Source organism: Pseudomonas sp. Z003-0.4C(8344-21), from assembly GCF_900104975.1.
Classification (GTDB): Bacteria; Pseudomonadota; Gammaproteobacteria; order Pseudomonadales; family Pseudomonadaceae; genus Aquipseudomonas; species Aquipseudomonas granadensis.
In genome coordinates this window covers 3,031,255-3,048,137 of sequence record NZ_LT629756.1, presented here as the reverse complement: position 1 = coordinate 3,048,137, position 16,883 = coordinate 3,031,255, and the positions used below count along the sequence as shown (strand labels likewise).

Genomic DNA, 16,883 nt, shown 5'->3' with positions numbered 1-16,883 from the left:
CGAAGGGACCCGAGCCTGCGAGGGCCGAACGCAGGAGCAAGCGTTTTTTGCTTACTTTTTTAGGCGCTTGTAAAAAAGTAAGTCGCCGTAAGGGCGAAACCGCCAGCCGCAGCACCCGAAAAAACGGATATTCACCCAACCAAACAGCCAAAAAAAAGCCCCAAGACCAAAAGGCATGGGGCAAAGGAATTGGTTGGTTGCGGCCAACCAAAGGAGCTCAGCCAAATCAGAAAATCAGATGCAATCCTGCGCCGCCCGCTCAAAACTCGACGGCAACAAATTTGACGCCAGCAAATGCCGCTCATAAATGAATACCTTGCCGCCATTCCCCGCCTTGTAAGCCTCAAGCACGTTGTCCGCGGAAATCTTGCTCGGCACCACAATCCGATAACTGCGCTGGGTCTGCGAAACCGTCGGGTGCAGCGCACTGCCCTGCAACTTCGGCACCACGCACTCGGCGTACTGCTCTGGAGTCTTGCTGGTCTGCAAGGTCAGGCTCGGATTGTTCGGCGCCGAAGCACAACCGGCGAGCAACAAGGAAGCAACAGCCATGGCAGGAACGAATAAAAGACGCATCGGGGTAATCCTGAAAATAAAGGTTCGGTTCAACCGGCAACGGTCCAGCCTCACGGAGCCGCCGTTGCCATTTATGTTTTGAGAGATCAGCTCGACGCCACCAGGGCCTTGAGCGACACATCGAATTGTTTCAAGGCATCGAATTGCAGGTCGCGCTGTTTATCGATCTGCGCCGCAATCGCCGGTGCGGCCTGGTCATGCACCCAGACCGAAGGCAGCTGTTTTTCCACCGCGCCTTCAGCCTTGCCGATGTATTGCAGGTCGGCGTCGTAGAAGCGTGCGGTAAAGCGCGCCTCGACCAGGCTGTTACGCTGGGTCAACAAGCGGTTGAAGGTGTCGAGCTTGACCACCACGTCCGGATGCGCCTGCACCAGCGCATCGAGGTTGTCGTAGACCGTCACCGACAAAAACTGCTGTTGCAACGAACTTACCAGCCAGTCGATCGCCAGTTCCGGATCGGAGCTGCCAACAAATGCTTCACGAATTCGCGAATCCAACGCATCTTTCGCGCCATTGGCCGCCATGTCGTGATAACGCTCAAGGTATTGCAGGTTGTCCAGGGTGTTCGCACTGAGCAACACGCCAACGGTTTGCGAATGCTGCAAGGTCGCGCTGCTGCCACCCAGGCTCTGGAAATGGCACGCCCCGCCGCCGGCTGCGTAGGTCGGTGCGGTAAACATCGCGCCCGCTGTCAGCAGGGCGAGCAAAGCCAGTCGGGGCAGAATGTTCATCGCGCAATTTCCTTGAGCGGCGTGGTCGATGGAGGCGATTTTCCGCCGATTGCCGACAAAGCAGAACTTGCGTTTCTTGATGGTCACTATTACTTCTAGCAATAGTTGCGCTCGCGCAGACTGCGAGACACTCCATTACAACGACAAAGACCCGTGAGGTTTGCCTTGAGAACGTTTGACCTGATCCGTGACGCGGTATTTCCCGAATATCGCGAGCGCGTGGCCGAGTATCTGGTGCAGTACGAAAGTGTGTTGCTGGACAAAAACCGCCTCGATCCACAACTGATCAAAGACACAGCCAACCAGTTGCGCGGTTACCTGCGCGGGCTCAACACCACGCGCGTGTTGGGTATGGCTTATTGGGAGGAACTGGATCGCCGAGTGGTCGACACCTGGCTCGCGCCCGCGCCATGACCGTCTAGACTTGCCGGGCGTTGTCCCGTCAGTCGAACCGGAGGTGCGTCATGAGTAACAGCGAACCCACAACTTTCAGCGGCAGCAACGGCGGCTTCGCCGATCGCTTGCGTGCGCATTAGGCGTGGGGCTGCGAGCCCGGCACCAGATTCTGCCGCAGGTCGAGATGTTCCCGATGAGCAAGGTCAACGAGGCGGTCGACCACTTGCGCAGTGGCAAGGCACGCTACCGCGTGGTGCTCGACGCCAGCCAATAACGCCAAGGCGCGGCGGTGCAGGCCGACCGCGCCCTCTGCGAAGAATCCGCCCGAACGCTTACAATCGCCGGTCTTACCGCCCAATCAGACAGGCCCGCCCGTAAATGCTGCTCGACCCGCCAACGATGCTCACCATCACCATCGCACTTGCAGCCGCTGCCGCGCTGTACCTGGCGGTCGAATGGCGCAGTATTCGTGAATCTTCGCTGCTGTTCTGGAGCGCCGGTTTCGCCACGATCAGCTTGGGCTCCACCCTCGCCCTGTTGCGCAGCAGCGGCTTCCTGTGGCTTGGCATCTGGTTCGCCAATGGCTTGTTGGTGACCGCGCACTTCTTTTTTCTGCTCGGCGTGGCGCGCTTTACCCAGACACGGCTGTCGCCGGCCTGGTACCTGATTTTCCTGATCTGGCTGGTAATGCTCCAGTTACCGGACGGGCCGCTGTGGTCGAAAGCCATGCTGGTGGCCAATTCGCTGCTGGTGGCGCTTCCCACGCTCAAGGCCAGCTCGCTGTTGCGCCCGCACGGCAAATCGCTGAGCGTCGGCGCAGTGCAACTGCGTTATGTGCTGCTCGGCCATGGCCTGTTCTACGTGGCCAAAGCGCTGACCGTGGTGATACCCGGCACGTTGATCGATCTGGCGGCGTTTCGCGGCGAGATCATTCAGATTTCCCTGGTCGAAGGCGCAATGGCGATCATGTTGATCGCGTTATCGATGACCGGCACCGAACGTTATCGCCGGGAAAAACAGATCGCCCGCCTCGCCGAGCGCGACCCGCTGACCGCCCTGTACAACCGCCGCGCCCTGGAAAAGCGTGCACCGCGCCTGCTGCAACAAGTGTCGCCGCAACAGCCAGGTGCCCTGCTGCTGATCGACATCGACAACTTCAAACTGGTCAACGACCACTACGGTCACACCGCCGGCGACCGTTTGCTCATCGCCCTCAGCGAAATGATCCTTGCGGCCCTGCCGCGCAATGCACTGACCGCGCGGCTCGGCGGTGACGAGTTTGTCATTCTGTTGAACAACACCTCCAGTGAGCGCATCGTTGAACTCGGCGACAGCCTGCGCGATCAGTTTTTGAACATGGCCTCACAAACCTTTGCCACGCCCGCCGCGGTTACCCTGAGTATCGGCGCCACCGCATTCGACACGGCCCCGGCCAGCCTCGCGGCACTGATCGAACAAGGTGATCTTGCGCTCTACGAATCCAAACGCGGCGGGCGAAATCGCCTGCGTCTGACCGGGCTCACCACTTCAGGATAATAAAAAACATGTCCAGCCTCGACACGCCACTGCAAGACCTCGCCGCCCCCGAAGGCGTCTGCTACGGCTGCGGTGGCCGCAACCCGCATGGCCTGCACGTCAAAAGCCGCTGGCACGACGACGGCATCCACGTCATCGCCGAACATTTGCCGGACAGTCAATATTGCGGCTGGCCGGATCTGGTTTACGGCGGGCTGATCGCCATGCTCGTCGACTGCCACTCCAACTGGACGGCGATGGCCTACCACTACCGCGCGGAACACCGCGAAGCCGGCAGCCTGCCGCGCATCGACTGTGTCACCGGCAATCTGGGCATCAAATTCATCAAACCGACACCGATGGGCGTGACGCTGATCTTGCGGGCCAGAGTTGACGGTGAAGTCGGGCGCAAAACGCGGGTGATTTGCGAGGTGTATGCAGGGGAAGTGCTGACGGCGGTAGGCGATTCGGTGTTCGTGCGGGTGGATACCGGACAGTTGGCGGATGCGGCGCATGGGCGTTGAAGCCTCGACCATTCGATGCTGCCGATTGGGTGGTTTATCTGAACCCTGCAAATGCGACATTTTGTAAACTCATAGGACTACGCGGCCCTGCGTCGTTGCCTACAAACATCACGGAAAGCGCCGGCTTGTAAGGCGTTGGTCCAAACTCTATCGTTTGCATGTCGCTGCCAAGCAACAAATCGCAGTGGAAAAATCGGGGTGACGCTAATGTCTGCCAGATCTAATCTGCCCCCATCTCGCCCAAGGCAGTACGCCGTCCTAACCATCCAGGACGTGCCAAACCCTTGGGCGTTTTGCTATCAGGAAGAAAGCATGCCAACAGCGGTATTGGTCGACGGCGCCTTTTTCATCAAGCGCTTTCGAAAGATCGAGCCACAAAATTCTTTCAATGCCGAGCGCGCCGCCGACCTTGTTCATCATTGGGCTACGGCTCATCTCACTAGCAGAACAAACACATCCAACAGCCATTGCGCTGCTTCTCAACCTCGCCACAGAAGAGACCTGTACCGGATCTTTTTCTATGACTGCCCGCCACTCGACACCAAGCAGCACAATCCAATCACCAAAAGAGCCATAGATTTCTCCAAATCCAACGAAGCGCTTTTTCGTCGAGAACTCCATACCCGATTGCGCACCAAGCGCAAGCTGGCTTTACGACTCGGTCATCTCTCAAAAGATGTGAAGTGGACAATCAAACCGGCGAAAATCGCTCAGCTCCTGAAAGGAATCATCCAGATTGCAGACCTTACGGAAAACGACGTCAGCATCGAAACACGCCAGAAAGGCGTAGACATGAGAATCGGTGTAGACGTGGCATCGCTCTCGTTCAAGCAACAGGTCGATCAGATTGTGCTCATCGCGGGCGATGCGGATTTTGTACCCGCGGCGAAGATGGCCAGGCGAGAAGGTGTCGACTTTATCCTCGACCCAATGTGGCAAAGCATCCCTGACGGTTTGATGGAGCATATCGACGGTCTGCGTTCAACCTGTCCGAAGCCGGCTGTACGGCTTGACTGCCCTACCATATGAATCCTCCCTGGCGCTTTAGAGGGATTCCAGGCTTTGACTGATTTCCAGAAGGCATGAAGCCTGAGATTTACCCCCAGGCCCTACCAGCGTCAAAGGGACAGATTTGCCACTTTGGCCCGCGCCGAATGCAACTTCCTGTAACTCTCAATCAAACGCAAATGCCGATCCAGCCCTTCCAGCTTCATGCTCGTCGGCGTCAGTCCGTAGAAGCGTACGCTGCCGTTGACCGAGCCAATCGCTGCGTCCATGCGCTCATCACCGAACATGCGTCGGAAGTTGGCTTCGTAGTCTTCCAGTTGCAGATCTTCGTCCAGTTCCATTTCCAGCACGACGTTGACTGCTTGATAGAACAAACCGCGTTCGACGGTGTTGTCGTTGTATTGCAGGAAGGCTTCGACCAGGTCCTTGGCTTGTTCGTACTTCTGCAGGGCGAGGTAGATCAGCAGGCGCAGTTCGAGGATCGTCAGTTTGCCCCACGGCGTGTTGTCGTCGAACTCGATGCCGATCAGCGTGGTGATGTCGGTGTAATCGTCCTGCTCGCTGTTTTCCAGACCTTGGGCAAGGTTGCGCAGGCCGACTTTGCTCAGGTTGTGCAGGTTGAGGATGTCAGCGCGAAATTGCAGGGCTTTGTTGGTGTTGTCCCAGATCAGATCTTCGATCGGGTAGATCTCCGAATAGTCCGGCACGAGGATGCGGCAGGCCTTGGCGCCGATGTGCTCGTAGACCGCCATGTAGACTTCCTTGCCCATGTCTTCAAGGATGCCGAACAGCGTCGCGGCTTCTTCGGCGTTGGAGTTTTCGCCCTGACCGGAGAAATCCCACTCGACAAACTCGAAGTCGGGTCTGGCACTGAAGAAACGCCACGACACCACACCGCTGGAATCGATGAAATGTTCGACAAAGTTGTTGGGCTCGGTCACGGCCTGGCCGGAGAACGTCGGCTGCGGCAGGTCGTTGAGGCCTTCGAAACTGCGGCCCTGGAGCAATTCGGTCAGGCTGCGTTCCAGCGCCACTTCAAGGCTCGGGTGCGCGCCAAACGAGGCGAACACGCCACCAGTGCGCGGGTTCATCAGGGTCACGCACATGACCGGGAATTCGCCTCCCAGCGAGGCATCCTTGACCAACACCGGGAAGCCCTGTTCTTCCAGGCCTTTGATGCCGGCAAGGATGCTCGGGTATTTTTCCAGCACCGCTTGCGGCACATCCGGCAGGGCCATTTCACCTTCGAGAATTTCGCGTTTCACCGCGCGTTCGAAAATCTCCGACAGGCACTGCACCTGCGCTTCGGCCAGGGTATTGCCGGCGCTCATGCCGTTGCTCAGGTAGAGGTTTTCAATCAGGTTCGACGGGAAGTACACCACTTCGTTGTCCGACTGACGCACGAACGGTAGCGAGCAGATGCCGCGCTGGGTGTTGCCGGAATTGGTATCGAACAGGTGCGAGCCGCGCAGTTCGCCGTCGCGGTTGTAGATCTTCAAGGTGTAGTCGTCGAGGATCTCGCTCGGTAACTCGTCTTTCGCACCGGGCTTGAACCATTTTTCGTCCGGGTAATGGACGAACTCGGCGTTGGCGATCTCTTCGCCCCAGAACTGGTCGTTGTAGAAGAAGTTGCAGTTCAGCCGTTCGATGAACTCGCCCAGCGCCGAAGCCAGCGCGCCTTCCTTGGTCGCGCCCTTGCCGTTGGTGAAGCACATCGGCGAATGCGCATCGCGGATGTGCAGCGACCAGACGTTGGGCACGATGTTGCGCCACGAAGCGATTTCGATCTTCATGCCGAGGTCGGCGAGGATGCCCGACATGTTGGCAATGGTCTGCTCCAGCGGCAGGTCTTTACCGGCGATGTAGGTGCCCGCGTCAGACCCCGAATGTGGCATCAGCAAGGCCTGCGCATCGGCGTCGAGGTTGTCGACTTCTTCGATGATGAATTCCGGGCCGGTCTGCACGACTTTCTTCACGGTGCAGCGGTCGATCGAACGCAGGATGCCCTGGCGATCCTTGTCGGAAATGTCCGCCGGCAACTCGACCTGGATCTTGAAGATCTGGTTGTAGCGGTTTTCCGGGTCGACGATGTTGTTTTGCGACAGGCGAATGTTTTCCGTGGGGATATTGCGCGTGTCGCAGTACAACTTCACAAAGTAAGCCGCGCACAGCGCCGACGACGCCAGAAAGTAGTCGAACGGCCCCGGTGCCGAGCCATCACCCTTGTAACGAATGGGCTGATCGGCGATCACCGTGAAGTCGTCGAACTTGGCTTCAAGTCGAAGGTTGTCGAGAAAGTTGACCTTGATTTCCATGCGGGATTACCAGAATACGGCTAAACGAATGGCCGCCATTATCCGGCTTTTGCGCGCGATGTCTTGTGCTTTCGGGATTCGCCGCCCGCCGGCGACACTGGCAATTTCGGCAAATTCGCTACACTTCGAAGCAACGCGTCGTCATCCATGACAACAATCTGAACAATGTGCCCGCGCCGTTGTTCTAGATTCAGAAGACACCGGATCAAGGACGAGCACATGGCCGTTTCTGCTTCTGCGCCACCTCTGCCGAGCCCGCAACGTGCGGTCACCCGCCGACTGGCCATCGCTGTTGGCGCACTGTTTATTGCTGGCGTCATCGCCGCGGTCAGCGCCCTCCTCGGCATCGCCAATCAGCTTGATGAAAAAGACGTCGAACAGAACCAGTTCTACTCGGCGCGAGCATTGGAAAACCGTATCACCGCCACCAAAAACTACATCACCAGCTACGCCTACTGGACCACCGCGTATGAACATTTGAGCGGGCCGGTGGATACGGACTGGGCCTACGCCGAGCAGAACATGGGCAAAACCATGTTCACCAGCGACGGCTATGACGGCGTTTTCGTGATTGATCGCAATCGCACCAAATACTCGGTGATTCGCGGGCAAATGGTCGAGACCGACATTTCCGAGGTATTGCAGGTGCCAGCCGCGGCCTTGCTGGAGCAAGCGCTGAACCAGCCGGATCTGACCAAACCGGTCGCCACCTATTCGCTGTTCGAGGGCTGGCCGGCACTGATTACCGCAGCGCCGATCATCCCCAACGACGAACGCCCGCTCGACGAACTGAGAAACACCTCGGTGCTGGTGTTCGTTGACAAACTGACCCCGACCAAGCTGCGCAAGATCGGCAGCGGATACGGCCTGACCAACCTGACGCTGGCCCCGGATGACACCATCGAAAGCCATCAGCCGAGGGTGGCGCTCGACAGCACCGGTTACAGCCTGATTGCCGATCTGCAGCGGCCCGGCCAGCAATTGTTGTGGTCGTTGATCCCGCCACTTGGCGCGACGCTGGTGGTGCTGATGCTGCTGACTGCGTATTTTTTCCGCCACGCGCTGCGCTCCTCACAGTATGTCGATAACAGCATCGAAGCGATGCAAGCCTCCAACCTCGCTCTCGAAAGTGCCAACCATGCGCTTGAAGCCAGTGAAGAACGTTTTCGTGCCGTGGCCGAGGCGGCTTCGGACTGGATCTGGGAAGTCGATCGCGACCTGTTGCTGACCTACCTGTCGGCACGCTTCAGTGAAGTCACCGGTTACCCGCAAACCCTGTGGCTGGGTCAGCCTGTCGGCGAACTGCTGTCGTGCGACACCACACCGCTGGACCTGTGGCTGCGCAAGCTCAGCGAAGAAACCAGCAGCGGCGATTTGCGCTGCACTTACCGCGACCACTCGGGCCAGCCGCGCCACTGTCGACTGTCGGCGCGGCCAATCGTCCATCAGCACGATGTCGTCGGCTATCGCGGCACCGCCAGCGACATCACCGACGAAGTGGCCGCCCATGCGCAGATCCAGCACTTGTCGATGCACGATGCCCTGACCGGCCTGCCCAACCGCAACAAGCTCGCACGTTATCTGGATGAAGCCCTGTTGCTCAAGGAACACGCGCTGCCGCTGACGTTGCTGATGATCGACCTCGACAATTTCAAACCGATCAACGATTCACTCGGGCATCCGGCCGGCGACGCGGTATTGCAGGAAGTCGCCGCACGCCTGCGCGAATGCACCCGCGAACATGACCTCGTCGCGCGTCTGGGCGGCGATGAGTTCATCGTCGCGCTCAACGGCATGGACAGTCATCACGAGATCGACAAGTTCTGCACGCGCCTGATCGGCAGCCTGCACCAGCCGATCGTGTTCGAAGAACATCCGTTGCACATCGGCGCCAGTATCGGTATCGCGCTGAGTCGGCGCCACGGCTACGTGCCGAGTGATCTGATTCGGTATGCCGACATTGCCTTGTATCAAGCGAAATCCGACGGCAAGAACACCTGGTGCTATTTCGAAGCGCACATGAGCGATCAGATCCAGACACGTCGGCAGATGGAAGACGACATGCGCCACGCGCTCAAGCACAACGAATTCATCCTGCATTACCAGCCGCGCTACAAGGTCGATGGCAAGCAGATCGTCTCGGTCGAAGCGCTGGTGCGCTGGCAGCATCCGACCAAGGGCCTGCTCGGCCCGGACGTGTTCATCCCGCTGGCCGAACAGACCGATCTGATCGTGCCGCTCGGGCGCTGGGTGTTGCGCGAAGCCTGCGAAACAGCGCTGGCGTGGCCGGAGGATGTGCTGTTGTCGGTGAATCTGTCGCCAGCGCAATTTGCGGTCAGCGATGTGGTTGAGGATGTACGCGAGGTGCTGGTCGCCACGCGCTTCCCGGCCAGTCGCCTGGAGCTGGAGATCACCGAAAACGTCATGCTCAACGACACCGACGGCGCACTCGCGACCATGAACGCTCTGAAGCAACTCGGCGTGCGCCTGAACATGGACGATTTCGGCACCGGTTATTCCTCGCTCGGCTACTTGCGCGCTTACCCCTTCGATGGCATCAAGATCGACAAGCGCTTTATCGCCTCGATCAGCAGCGGCGCCAACGATCGCGCGGTGGTGCAGGCGATCATCGGGCTGGGTAAAGCCATGGGGCTGACCGTGACCGCAGAAGGTGTCGAAACCGAAGAACAGCTGGATATCCTTGGCGTCGACCAGTGCAACGAAGTCCAGGGCTACTTCATGAGCCGGCCGATAGACAAAGCCGCGTTTGCCGAGTTGTTGCAGGCCTCGCGCCTGTCGCCAGTGAGCAGCACGACCAGCAGAAAGGGCCGGGTGACCTGAGGTCAGCCCTGCCCGGCTACCCTGACTTTGCCGCTGAAGACCTTGAAGCCGAAGGTGTTGTAGGCCAGCGTCAGCGGTACCAGCACGGCAAAACCGATGAGCATGAATGTTTGACTGTTCGGGCTGGACGCCGCCGCGCTCAAGGTCAGGTCCGGCGGAATAATATAAGGGAACAGCGCGACCAGCATCACGGCGAACGCCAGTACAAAGACACCCAGCGCAGCGAACAAAGGCAGGAAATCCCGGCGGCTGCGAAAGCCCATGGCAAAGACCAGCAGTGAGACGCCGAGGAGCAACCCCGCCGGCAACCACAGCCGTACATCCATCAAGCGATGCGTGTATTGCGGATACAACGTGGCAGTCCACACAACCAGCGCCAGCAACAACAGCACAACGATCAATGCCAGGACCCGGGCCTGGCGCGCCGAGCGCTGCTGCAATTGATCCATCGTGCGCCAATAAAGCCAGCAGGCGCCCAGCCATAGATAACCGAGCACCAGCACCACACCGCAGAACAACGCAAAAGCACTGAGCCACTCACGGCCATCGCCGCTGTATTGGCCATCGCGATGCGCGACGCCCTGAACCAGAGTACCGAGCACCATCCCTTGGACGAACCCGGTCAGCAACGATGCAACCATCAACACCCTGTCGATCGCCCTTTTGTGACGTTCATTGGACGCATGGTCACGAAACTCCAGCGCCACCGCTCGCGCGATCAATGCCATAAACATCACAATGAATGGTACATACAGCGCCGGCAGTAAAATCGCATAGGCCAGCGGAAACAGCGCCAGCAGCCCACCGCCGCCAAGCACCAGCCATGTCTCGTTGGCGTCCCACACCGGCAGAATCGTTACCGCCATGGCCCGGCGCTCGCGGCTGCAAGCGGTCACGCCCATAAGCATGCCGACGCCCAGATCGGTGCCGTCGAGAATCACGTAATTCATCACTGAGAATGCCAGCGCGGCGGCGCACAGCAGGGTCAGCCAGTCAGTGTCCATGCGAACGCATCCTCAAGAATGCCCGGTTTCGTCGGCCAGGGTCGGTTGCGGTCCCGGCTCATTGGCATGCGGTGGCTCACGCAGCAAGCGCAGCAACACCCACAGGCCGATGGCGAAAATCAATAGATAGAACAGCAGGATCAACCACGTCGACCCGAGCACTTGCGCACGCGATACCGATGACAGGCTGTCCGCCGTACGCATCAAGCCGTACACCGTAAAAGGTTGGCGGCCGACCTCGGTAACGACCCAGCCGCTGAGCATCGCCAGAAATCCCGCCGGCGCCAGCCACACACAGCCGTTCAACCACCAGCGCGCGCTGTACAGGCGCCCACGCCTGCGCAAGATCAGGCTGATCACGCCTTGCGCCAGCATCAACAGGCCCAGCCCGACCATCAGGCGAAAGGCGAAAAACACCGGCGCCACCGGCGGGATGTCTCGCGGCGGGAATTCATCCAGCGCGGCGATGCTGCTGTGTAAATCGTGATGCAAATACAACGAGCCCACGCGTGGAATCGACAATTCCCACAGATTGCGTCGCTCGTTCATGTCTGGCCAGGCCAGCAGGCGCAACGGTTCGCCGGCGCCTGCGGGTGGTCGGGTCCAGGAACCCTCGATCGCGGCGACCTTCTGCGGCTGGACCTGCAAGCTGTGCCGGCCATGCAGATCGCCGACCACGATCTGCAGCGGCATCAACAATACAATCAGCCACAACGACATGGAAAACTGCACGCGGGCGCGGGGATTGTGCGCGGCCTTGCGCAATTGCCAGGCGCTGACGCCGGCAATGAACGTGGCACTGCCGATGAACACGGCGAGGATCATATGCGCCAAGCGATACGGAAACGACGGGTTTAAAATGATCGCCCACCAGTCCTCGGCGATGAATCGGCCGTCCGAGGCAATCGAATAACCTGCCGGCGTTTGCATCCAGGAGTTGGCGGAGAGAATCCAGAATGCACTGATCAGCGAGCCCAGCGCCACCGCGCAGGTGGCGAAAAAATGCAGTTTCGGCCCGACCTTCTTCAAGCCAAACAGCATGATGCCAAGGAAACCCGCTTCGATGAAAAACGCCGCCAGCACTTCGTAGAACATCAGCGGGCCGATAACGTCGCCGGCCTGCACCGCCAGCCGCGACCAGTTCAACCCGAACTGATATTCCAGAATCAACCCCGACGCGGTGCCCACCGCTACGTTGAGCGCGAACACTTTTAACCAGTAGCGATAAACATCCAGATAAACCGCGCGCCCGGTTTTCAACCACAACGCTTCCAGCACCATCAGGAAGTTGGCCAGACCGATGCTGAACGCCGCCAGCACGATGTGAAAACTGATGGTGATTGCGAACTGGGCGCGGGCCGCCATCAGGGCGGAATCAACGGACTCCATGCGGGCATTCAGCCGCTGAAGAACAGCGCAAGCTTGTTGCCCTCGGGATCGCGCAGGTACGCCACATAAAAGTCCGGCGTGTAAGCCTCGCGGGTGCCCGGCGCGCCTTCGTCGCTGCCGCCATGCTCCAGCCCGGCCTTGTGAATCTGGTCGACCTGCTGCCGTGATTCGGCACGAAACGCCGGCATCATGCCGTTGCCTGCAGTGGCCGGCTCGCCGTTGAAAGGCTTGGCGATGTGCACGCTGCCGGGTCCATTGGATTTGTCAGCAGCGCCGGGCAGGTAAAAGCAATCGTGTTCTTCGCGATCGTGCTGATAACCCAGCGGCGTCAGGATCGCGTGGTAAAAGGCCGCTGAACGTTCCACGTCATTGGCGCCGATAAACAGATAACTGAGCATGGGAAGTTCCTCCGCTGGCCATTCAACCGTGGGTTTGTTCTTCGTTATGGGTGAACAGGTTGCCGGCCTCGCGCACCAGCTGCCGCCATTCGGCGCTGGTGATCAGGCCTTGTTCCTCCATCGCATCGGCAGCCTTGAGCAGTTCGTCGTAGCGGTGTTCGGGGTCCGGATCGTCCTGTATTTGCGCCGCCAGTTCGCGCCAAGCCGCCAGTGATGCCTGTTTTTGTTGATCGAACATGGGGGTATCTCCTGAAAGACTCACCCGGTAGAAAGAATCGGCCCGGCGCAGGTTCAGGGCAGTCGACGGATGGACGGTCTGTTTGAAACGGCTCAACGGCGTCGCGGTATTTGTTTATTGACCGTGCAGTGCCGATCCGCGAAGTTATTCCTCGTTCGGTGCGGACCATGGCCGGGAAAAAGCGTGCTCATCATGTGTTTCCCCGCTTGTTTCCTGCGTCGCACTGTTCACTGTTCATCCCTGTTCGCTGGAGTTTTTCAATGCCGTCGCCCAAATCCCTGCCCACCGCCCTGCTCGGCCTGGCCCTTGCCTGCCCGGCGCTGGCCGAGACCCAAGGTCTGGAACTGGGACAAGTGCTGATTTCGGCGGATGAGCGCAGCGGCGCAGACGCCAGCGTCGAAGAGGCCAAGACCCGTCTGGTACAGGTGCCTGGCGGCACTAATGTGGTCGACATGCGCCAGCCCTTGCAGGGCCGCGTTGCGAGCAATCAGGATGTGCTGGCCTACCAACCGGGCGTCTATGCGCAGTCGGCGGGCAATGAAGGCGTGAAGATTTCCGTGCGTGGTTCGGGCATCAACCGCGCGCCGGGGGCGCATGCGTCGGGGCTGTACACAATGCTCGATGGCTTGCCGCTGACCGGCCCCGGTGGTACGCCGTATGAATTGCTCGAGCCGTTGTGGGTCGATCATGTTGAAGTGCTGCGCGGCGCCAACGGTTTCGATCGCGGTGCGCTGGCGCTGGGTGGGGCCATCGATTACGTCAGCCACACCGGCTACACCGCACCGAAGCTGCAAGTGCGCTATGCGACCGGCAGCCACGGCTATCAGCAGCGCCAGGTCAGTTCCGGGCAGGTGCTCGGCGAGTTCGATTACTACGTGTCGCTGACCGATGCCAATGCCGATGGCTATCAGGATCACACCGCCAGCAACAGCAAAGGCGTGATCGCCAACTTCGGCTATCGCTTCAACCCGAACCTGGAGACACGCTTCTATATCCGCTACCGCGAAACCGACAACGACCTCGCCGGCCGCGTGACCAAGCACTCCATCGAGCATCACTCGCGGGCCGCCAACCCGTCCTACGTGGCGCGGGACGACAGCCGCAAGCAACCCGGCAGCACCTTCATCGGCAACAAGACTACCTACTATATCGACGACGATTCGAGCATCCAGACCGGCCTCGTCTATCACGACTATCCAATGGATCTGCGCGAAGGCCCGAACCGCTTGAAAGTCGCCTACACCGACGTCAGCGGCACCTTCGACTACAAGCGCCGCGACACCCTGTTCGGTATGGAAAGCCGCAGCAATGTCGGCCTGCGCGTGACCAAGCACCTGCCCAACGACGGCGCCAGCGAATTCGTCCGGGTCCCGAGCGGCAATACGGCCGGTTACGCGCCGGGCACGCGTATGCGCAACTTCACCTATCAGGGTTCGGACACCGTCCTGCATTTGGGCAACGACCTAGAAATCGCCAACGACCTGTGGCTGACCACCGGCCTCGCCGCTATTTACACCCGCCGCGAAAGCGCCGTGACCTATCCGAACAGCGGCGGCAAAACCAGCCTCAACGATTGGGACTACGCGCCGCGAATCGGCCTGCGCTACCAGATCACTCCGGATGTTCAAGTGTTCGGCAACCTCAGCCGCTCGGTCGAGGCGCCGCACCCGTGGTCACTGATCTACAGCTCCAACGTGCGTTTCCCGGCCGGCAATGGCGCGGCCACCGGCACGCAAAAAGACCCGACCACCCTGCAAAACCAGACCGCCACCACGCTCGAACTCGGTGGCCGGGGCGACAGCGCTGTCGGCGAATGGAGCCTGGCCTGGTATTACGCACAAGTGCGCCACGAACTGCTTTCGGTACTGCCTGACGCCACGGCGGTGACCCCATACGAACTCAACGCCAGCCCGACCGTGCATCAAGGCGTCGAAGCCAGCCTTAACAGCAAACTCTGGTCGGGAGCGGATGGCCGTCAGCTGAGTCTGCGCCAGGCCTACACCTTCAGCGATTTCCACTATCGCGATGACCAGCGTTTCGGTGACAACCGTCTGCCGGGCTTGCCGATGCACTATTACCAGGGCGAGTTGCGTTACGACTGGCCGCAAGGTTTCTTTGCCGCCGTAAACACCCAACTGGTATCGAAAACGGCCGTGGACTATGCCAACAGCTACTACGCTGATCCCTACGCCCTGTTCGGCGCAACGCTGGGCTACAACGCACCGAAGGGTGACTGGCAGGGCTGGGTCGATATGCGCAACCTGACCAACAAGCATTACGCGGCCACGGTCACACCGGGGTATGACGACAAGGGGCTGGATGCAGCGCGGTCGACACCGGGTGAAGGGATGGGGGTGTATGTCGGGGTTTCGTGGAGTTTGCTCTGACCGATTGCCCTTGGAAGCAAGTACTGCGGGTTGCTCAGAGTCAGTCTCGCCAAGCTGACTTTGATTTCACCCGCCTCCGATGATGGATCGTTCGATGAAATCTCGATGTCCTGAATGTGGCTATATTGCGAACAGTATTCCTCCAACCCACAAGTGCCCCGAGTGTGGAAGTTTCTCCCACGACTGGCTGATTTATGATTGGGACAGCTTCGCGTCGATCAAGCGTCGGCATCTCAACTATAACGTGGCAATTATCTGTATGGCGCTCGCTGGCATGCTGACGGCTTTGGGTGTGGGATCATCCCCTGTGCTGCCATGGATGCTCGCCTTGCTGCTCATCCCTGCGATGATCAGCGGATGGCGTTGCCGCAGACAGCTGAGAGCCCAATCACAATACCAGGGACACAAGGCTGGCATTATGTTTCCCTGGTTCAGCGGTTTCGAGGGATTGTGAAACGTACAGACGACGAGATCCGCTTCACCCTACTCATCAAGTAAGATAACAACATTGAAAACAGCTCTGCGCCTCCTGCTTTTGATTGGCGTTTCAACCAGTGCTTTGGCTGACGTCGAGCAGATCGGCTTCCAGACCACCACCTTGCCCGACCCGCACCATCAGCGCCCACTGGAGATGGTCGTGTGGTACCCGAGCCCGACAACCGACGCGCCAGAGCTGATTGCCGACGATGTCGTGTTTGCCGGCGCCAGCGCCGTTCGCAACGCGCCTCCTGCTACGGAGGAGCATCCCTTGGTGGTGTTGTCTCACGGCTATCGCGGCAACTGGAGCAATCAGATCTGGCTGGCCAGTGCGCTGGCTCATCAGGGCTACATCGTTGCGGCCATCAACCATCCTGGCAGCACGACCCATGATCGCAGCGCACAGGCAGCAGAACAGTTGTGGCAGCGACCCGTCGATCTCAGCCGGGCGATTGATGCAGTCATGGCACAACCGGACAAATTCGGTGCGACCGCCAAACGGCGGATCGCAGTCGTCGGACATTCCCTCGGTGGCTGGACTGCGCTGGAAATCGCCGGTGCACGCTTTGACCCACAGCTGTTCGCTGGCGATTGCAAAGCCCATCCGCAGCTGTCCAGTTGCGAGGTTTACCAGATCATGAGTCCCGCAAAAACTGCGCAACTTACAGCAGCATTAGCCAGCGATTTGCGCGATCCTCGCGTCAGTGCCGTCGTGACACTGGACCTTGGGCTCTCGCGCGGAATGACCAACCAGAGTCTCGCCGCTCTACCCGTGCCGGCGCTGGTGATCGCAGCCGGCGCACCCTCGCTGGATCTGCCCGCCCAGCTGGAGTCCGCCGACCTCGCCAAACGCTTGCCCAAAGCGAGCAGCCGATATGTCGAGATCGGTGACGCCAGTCATTTCAGCTTTCTGCCAACCTGCAAGGCGGGGGCGGTGGAACTGTTGGAGGACGACGCACCGGGGGACGGGATCATTTGCAGCGATGGCGGCAACGCCCGCCCAAGGGCAGTGATTCAGCAGCAGGTGACCTTGCTTATTTCCGGCTTTTTGACGCAAGCGGCGAACATCCAGGAAGAACGTTGA

At 59.5% G+C, this 16,883-nt stretch carries 14 protein-coding genes and 1 pseudogene; 8 read left to right on the top strand and 7 right to left on the bottom strand.

Features of this window, described 5'->3' with window-relative positions:
- Positions 1–234: 234 nt before the first annotated feature.
- Together BLU24_RS14075 and BLU24_RS14070 are read right to left on the bottom strand one after the other, a co-directional pair.
- Positions 235–576, bottom strand: a complete 342-nt coding sequence (locus tag BLU24_RS14075) for a hypothetical protein (RefSeq protein WP_093101244.1) — start codon at positions 574–576, stop codon at positions 235–237.
- Between the two features lie 86 nt (positions 577–662).
- Positions 663–1,307 carry an ATPase gene (locus BLU24_RS14070; protein WP_093101242.1) on the bottom strand — a complete coding sequence of 215 codons (645 nt, stop codon included), beginning with the start codon at positions 1,305–1,307 and terminating at the stop codon, positions 663–665.
- A 165-nt stretch (positions 1,308–1,472) separates the two neighbouring features.
- Here BLU24_RS14070 and BLU24_RS14065 point away from each other — a divergent pair, with 165 nt between their 5' ends.
- From BLU24_RS14065 to BLU24_RS14050, 5 genes and pseudogenes are all read left to right on the top strand, one after another.
- Complete coding sequence (locus tag BLU24_RS14065) at positions 1,473–1,721, top strand: hypothetical protein (protein ID WP_090283809.1); 249 nt, start codon at positions 1,473–1,475, stop codon at positions 1,719–1,721.
- Between the two features lie 136 nt (positions 1,722–1,857).
- A pseudogene (locus BLU24_RS27625) lies at positions 1,858–1,977 on the top strand (alcohol dehydrogenase); the annotation flags it as partial.
- 104 nt (positions 1,978–2,081) lie between these two features.
- Positions 2,082–3,239: a GGDEF domain-containing protein gene (locus tag BLU24_RS14060; protein ID WP_093101240.1), complete on the top strand. Its 1,158-nt coding sequence runs from the start codon at positions 2,082–2,084 to the stop codon at positions 3,237–3,239.
- Positions 3,240–3,247: 8 nt separating this feature from the next.
- Complete coding sequence (locus BLU24_RS14055) at positions 3,248–3,742, top strand: PaaI family thioesterase (protein WP_093101238.1); 495 nt, start codon at positions 3,248–3,250, stop codon at positions 3,740–3,742.
- A gap of 312 nt (positions 3,743–4,054) precedes the next feature.
- Positions 4,055–4,771 carry an NYN domain-containing protein gene (locus BLU24_RS14050; protein ID WP_093101236.1) on the top strand — a complete coding sequence of 239 codons (717 nt, stop codon included), beginning with the start codon at positions 4,055–4,057 and terminating at the stop codon, positions 4,769–4,771.
- Between the two features lie 89 nt (positions 4,772–4,860).
- Here the strand turns inward: BLU24_RS14050 and BLU24_RS14045 are convergent, their stop codons facing one another.
- A complete protein-coding gene (locus tag BLU24_RS14045) occupies positions 4,861–7,065 on the bottom strand; it encodes an OsmC domain/YcaO domain-containing protein (RefSeq protein ID WP_093101234.1) in 2,205 nt (734 codons plus the stop codon).
- A 219-nt stretch (positions 7,066–7,284) separates the two neighbouring features.
- Here BLU24_RS14045 and BLU24_RS14040 point away from each other — a divergent pair, with 219 nt between their 5' ends.
- Positions 7,285–9,906 (top strand): bifunctional diguanylate cyclase/phosphodiesterase, encoded by a 2,622-nt coding sequence (locus tag BLU24_RS14040; RefSeq protein WP_093101232.1) that lies wholly within the window; start codon positions 7,285–7,287, stop codon positions 9,904–9,906.
- A 2-nt stretch (positions 9,907–9,908) separates the two neighbouring features.
- Here the strand turns inward: BLU24_RS14040 and cydB are convergent, their stop codons facing one another.
- Genes cydB through BLU24_RS14020 form a run of 4 tightly spaced genes read right to left on the bottom strand, consistent with a single transcriptional unit; the run spans position 9,909 to position 12,935 of the window.
- Positions 9,909–10,910: a cytochrome d ubiquinol oxidase subunit II gene (gene cydB / locus BLU24_RS14035; RefSeq protein WP_093101230.1), complete on the bottom strand. Its 1,002-nt coding sequence runs from the start codon at positions 10,908–10,910 to the stop codon at positions 9,909–9,911.
- Positions 10,911–10,922: 12 nt separating this feature from the next.
- Entirely contained in the window at positions 10,923–12,299 is a 1,377-nt protein-coding gene (locus BLU24_RS14030; RefSeq protein ID WP_093101228.1) for a cytochrome ubiquinol oxidase subunit I, read from the bottom strand.
- Positions 12,300–12,307: 8 nt separating this feature from the next.
- Entirely contained in the window at positions 12,308–12,697 is a 390-nt protein-coding gene (locus tag BLU24_RS14025; RefSeq protein ID WP_093101226.1) for a VOC family protein, read from the bottom strand.
- Between the two features lie 22 nt (positions 12,698–12,719).
- Complete coding sequence (locus tag BLU24_RS14020) at positions 12,720–12,935, bottom strand: hypothetical protein (RefSeq protein ID WP_093101224.1); 216 nt, start codon at positions 12,933–12,935, stop codon at positions 12,720–12,722.
- Between the two features lie 260 nt (positions 12,936–13,195).
- On the opposite strand from BLU24_RS14020, the gene BLU24_RS14015 reads away from it, so the two are divergent.
- Positions 13,196–15,322: a TonB-dependent receptor family protein gene (locus BLU24_RS14015; protein ID WP_093101222.1), complete on the top strand. Its 2,127-nt coding sequence runs from the start codon at positions 13,196–13,198 to the stop codon at positions 15,320–15,322.
- 508 nt (positions 15,323–15,830) lie between these two features.
- A complete protein-coding gene (locus BLU24_RS14005; protein ID WP_093101220.1) occupies positions 15,831–16,883 on the top strand; it encodes an alpha/beta hydrolase family protein in 1,053 nt (350 codons plus the stop codon).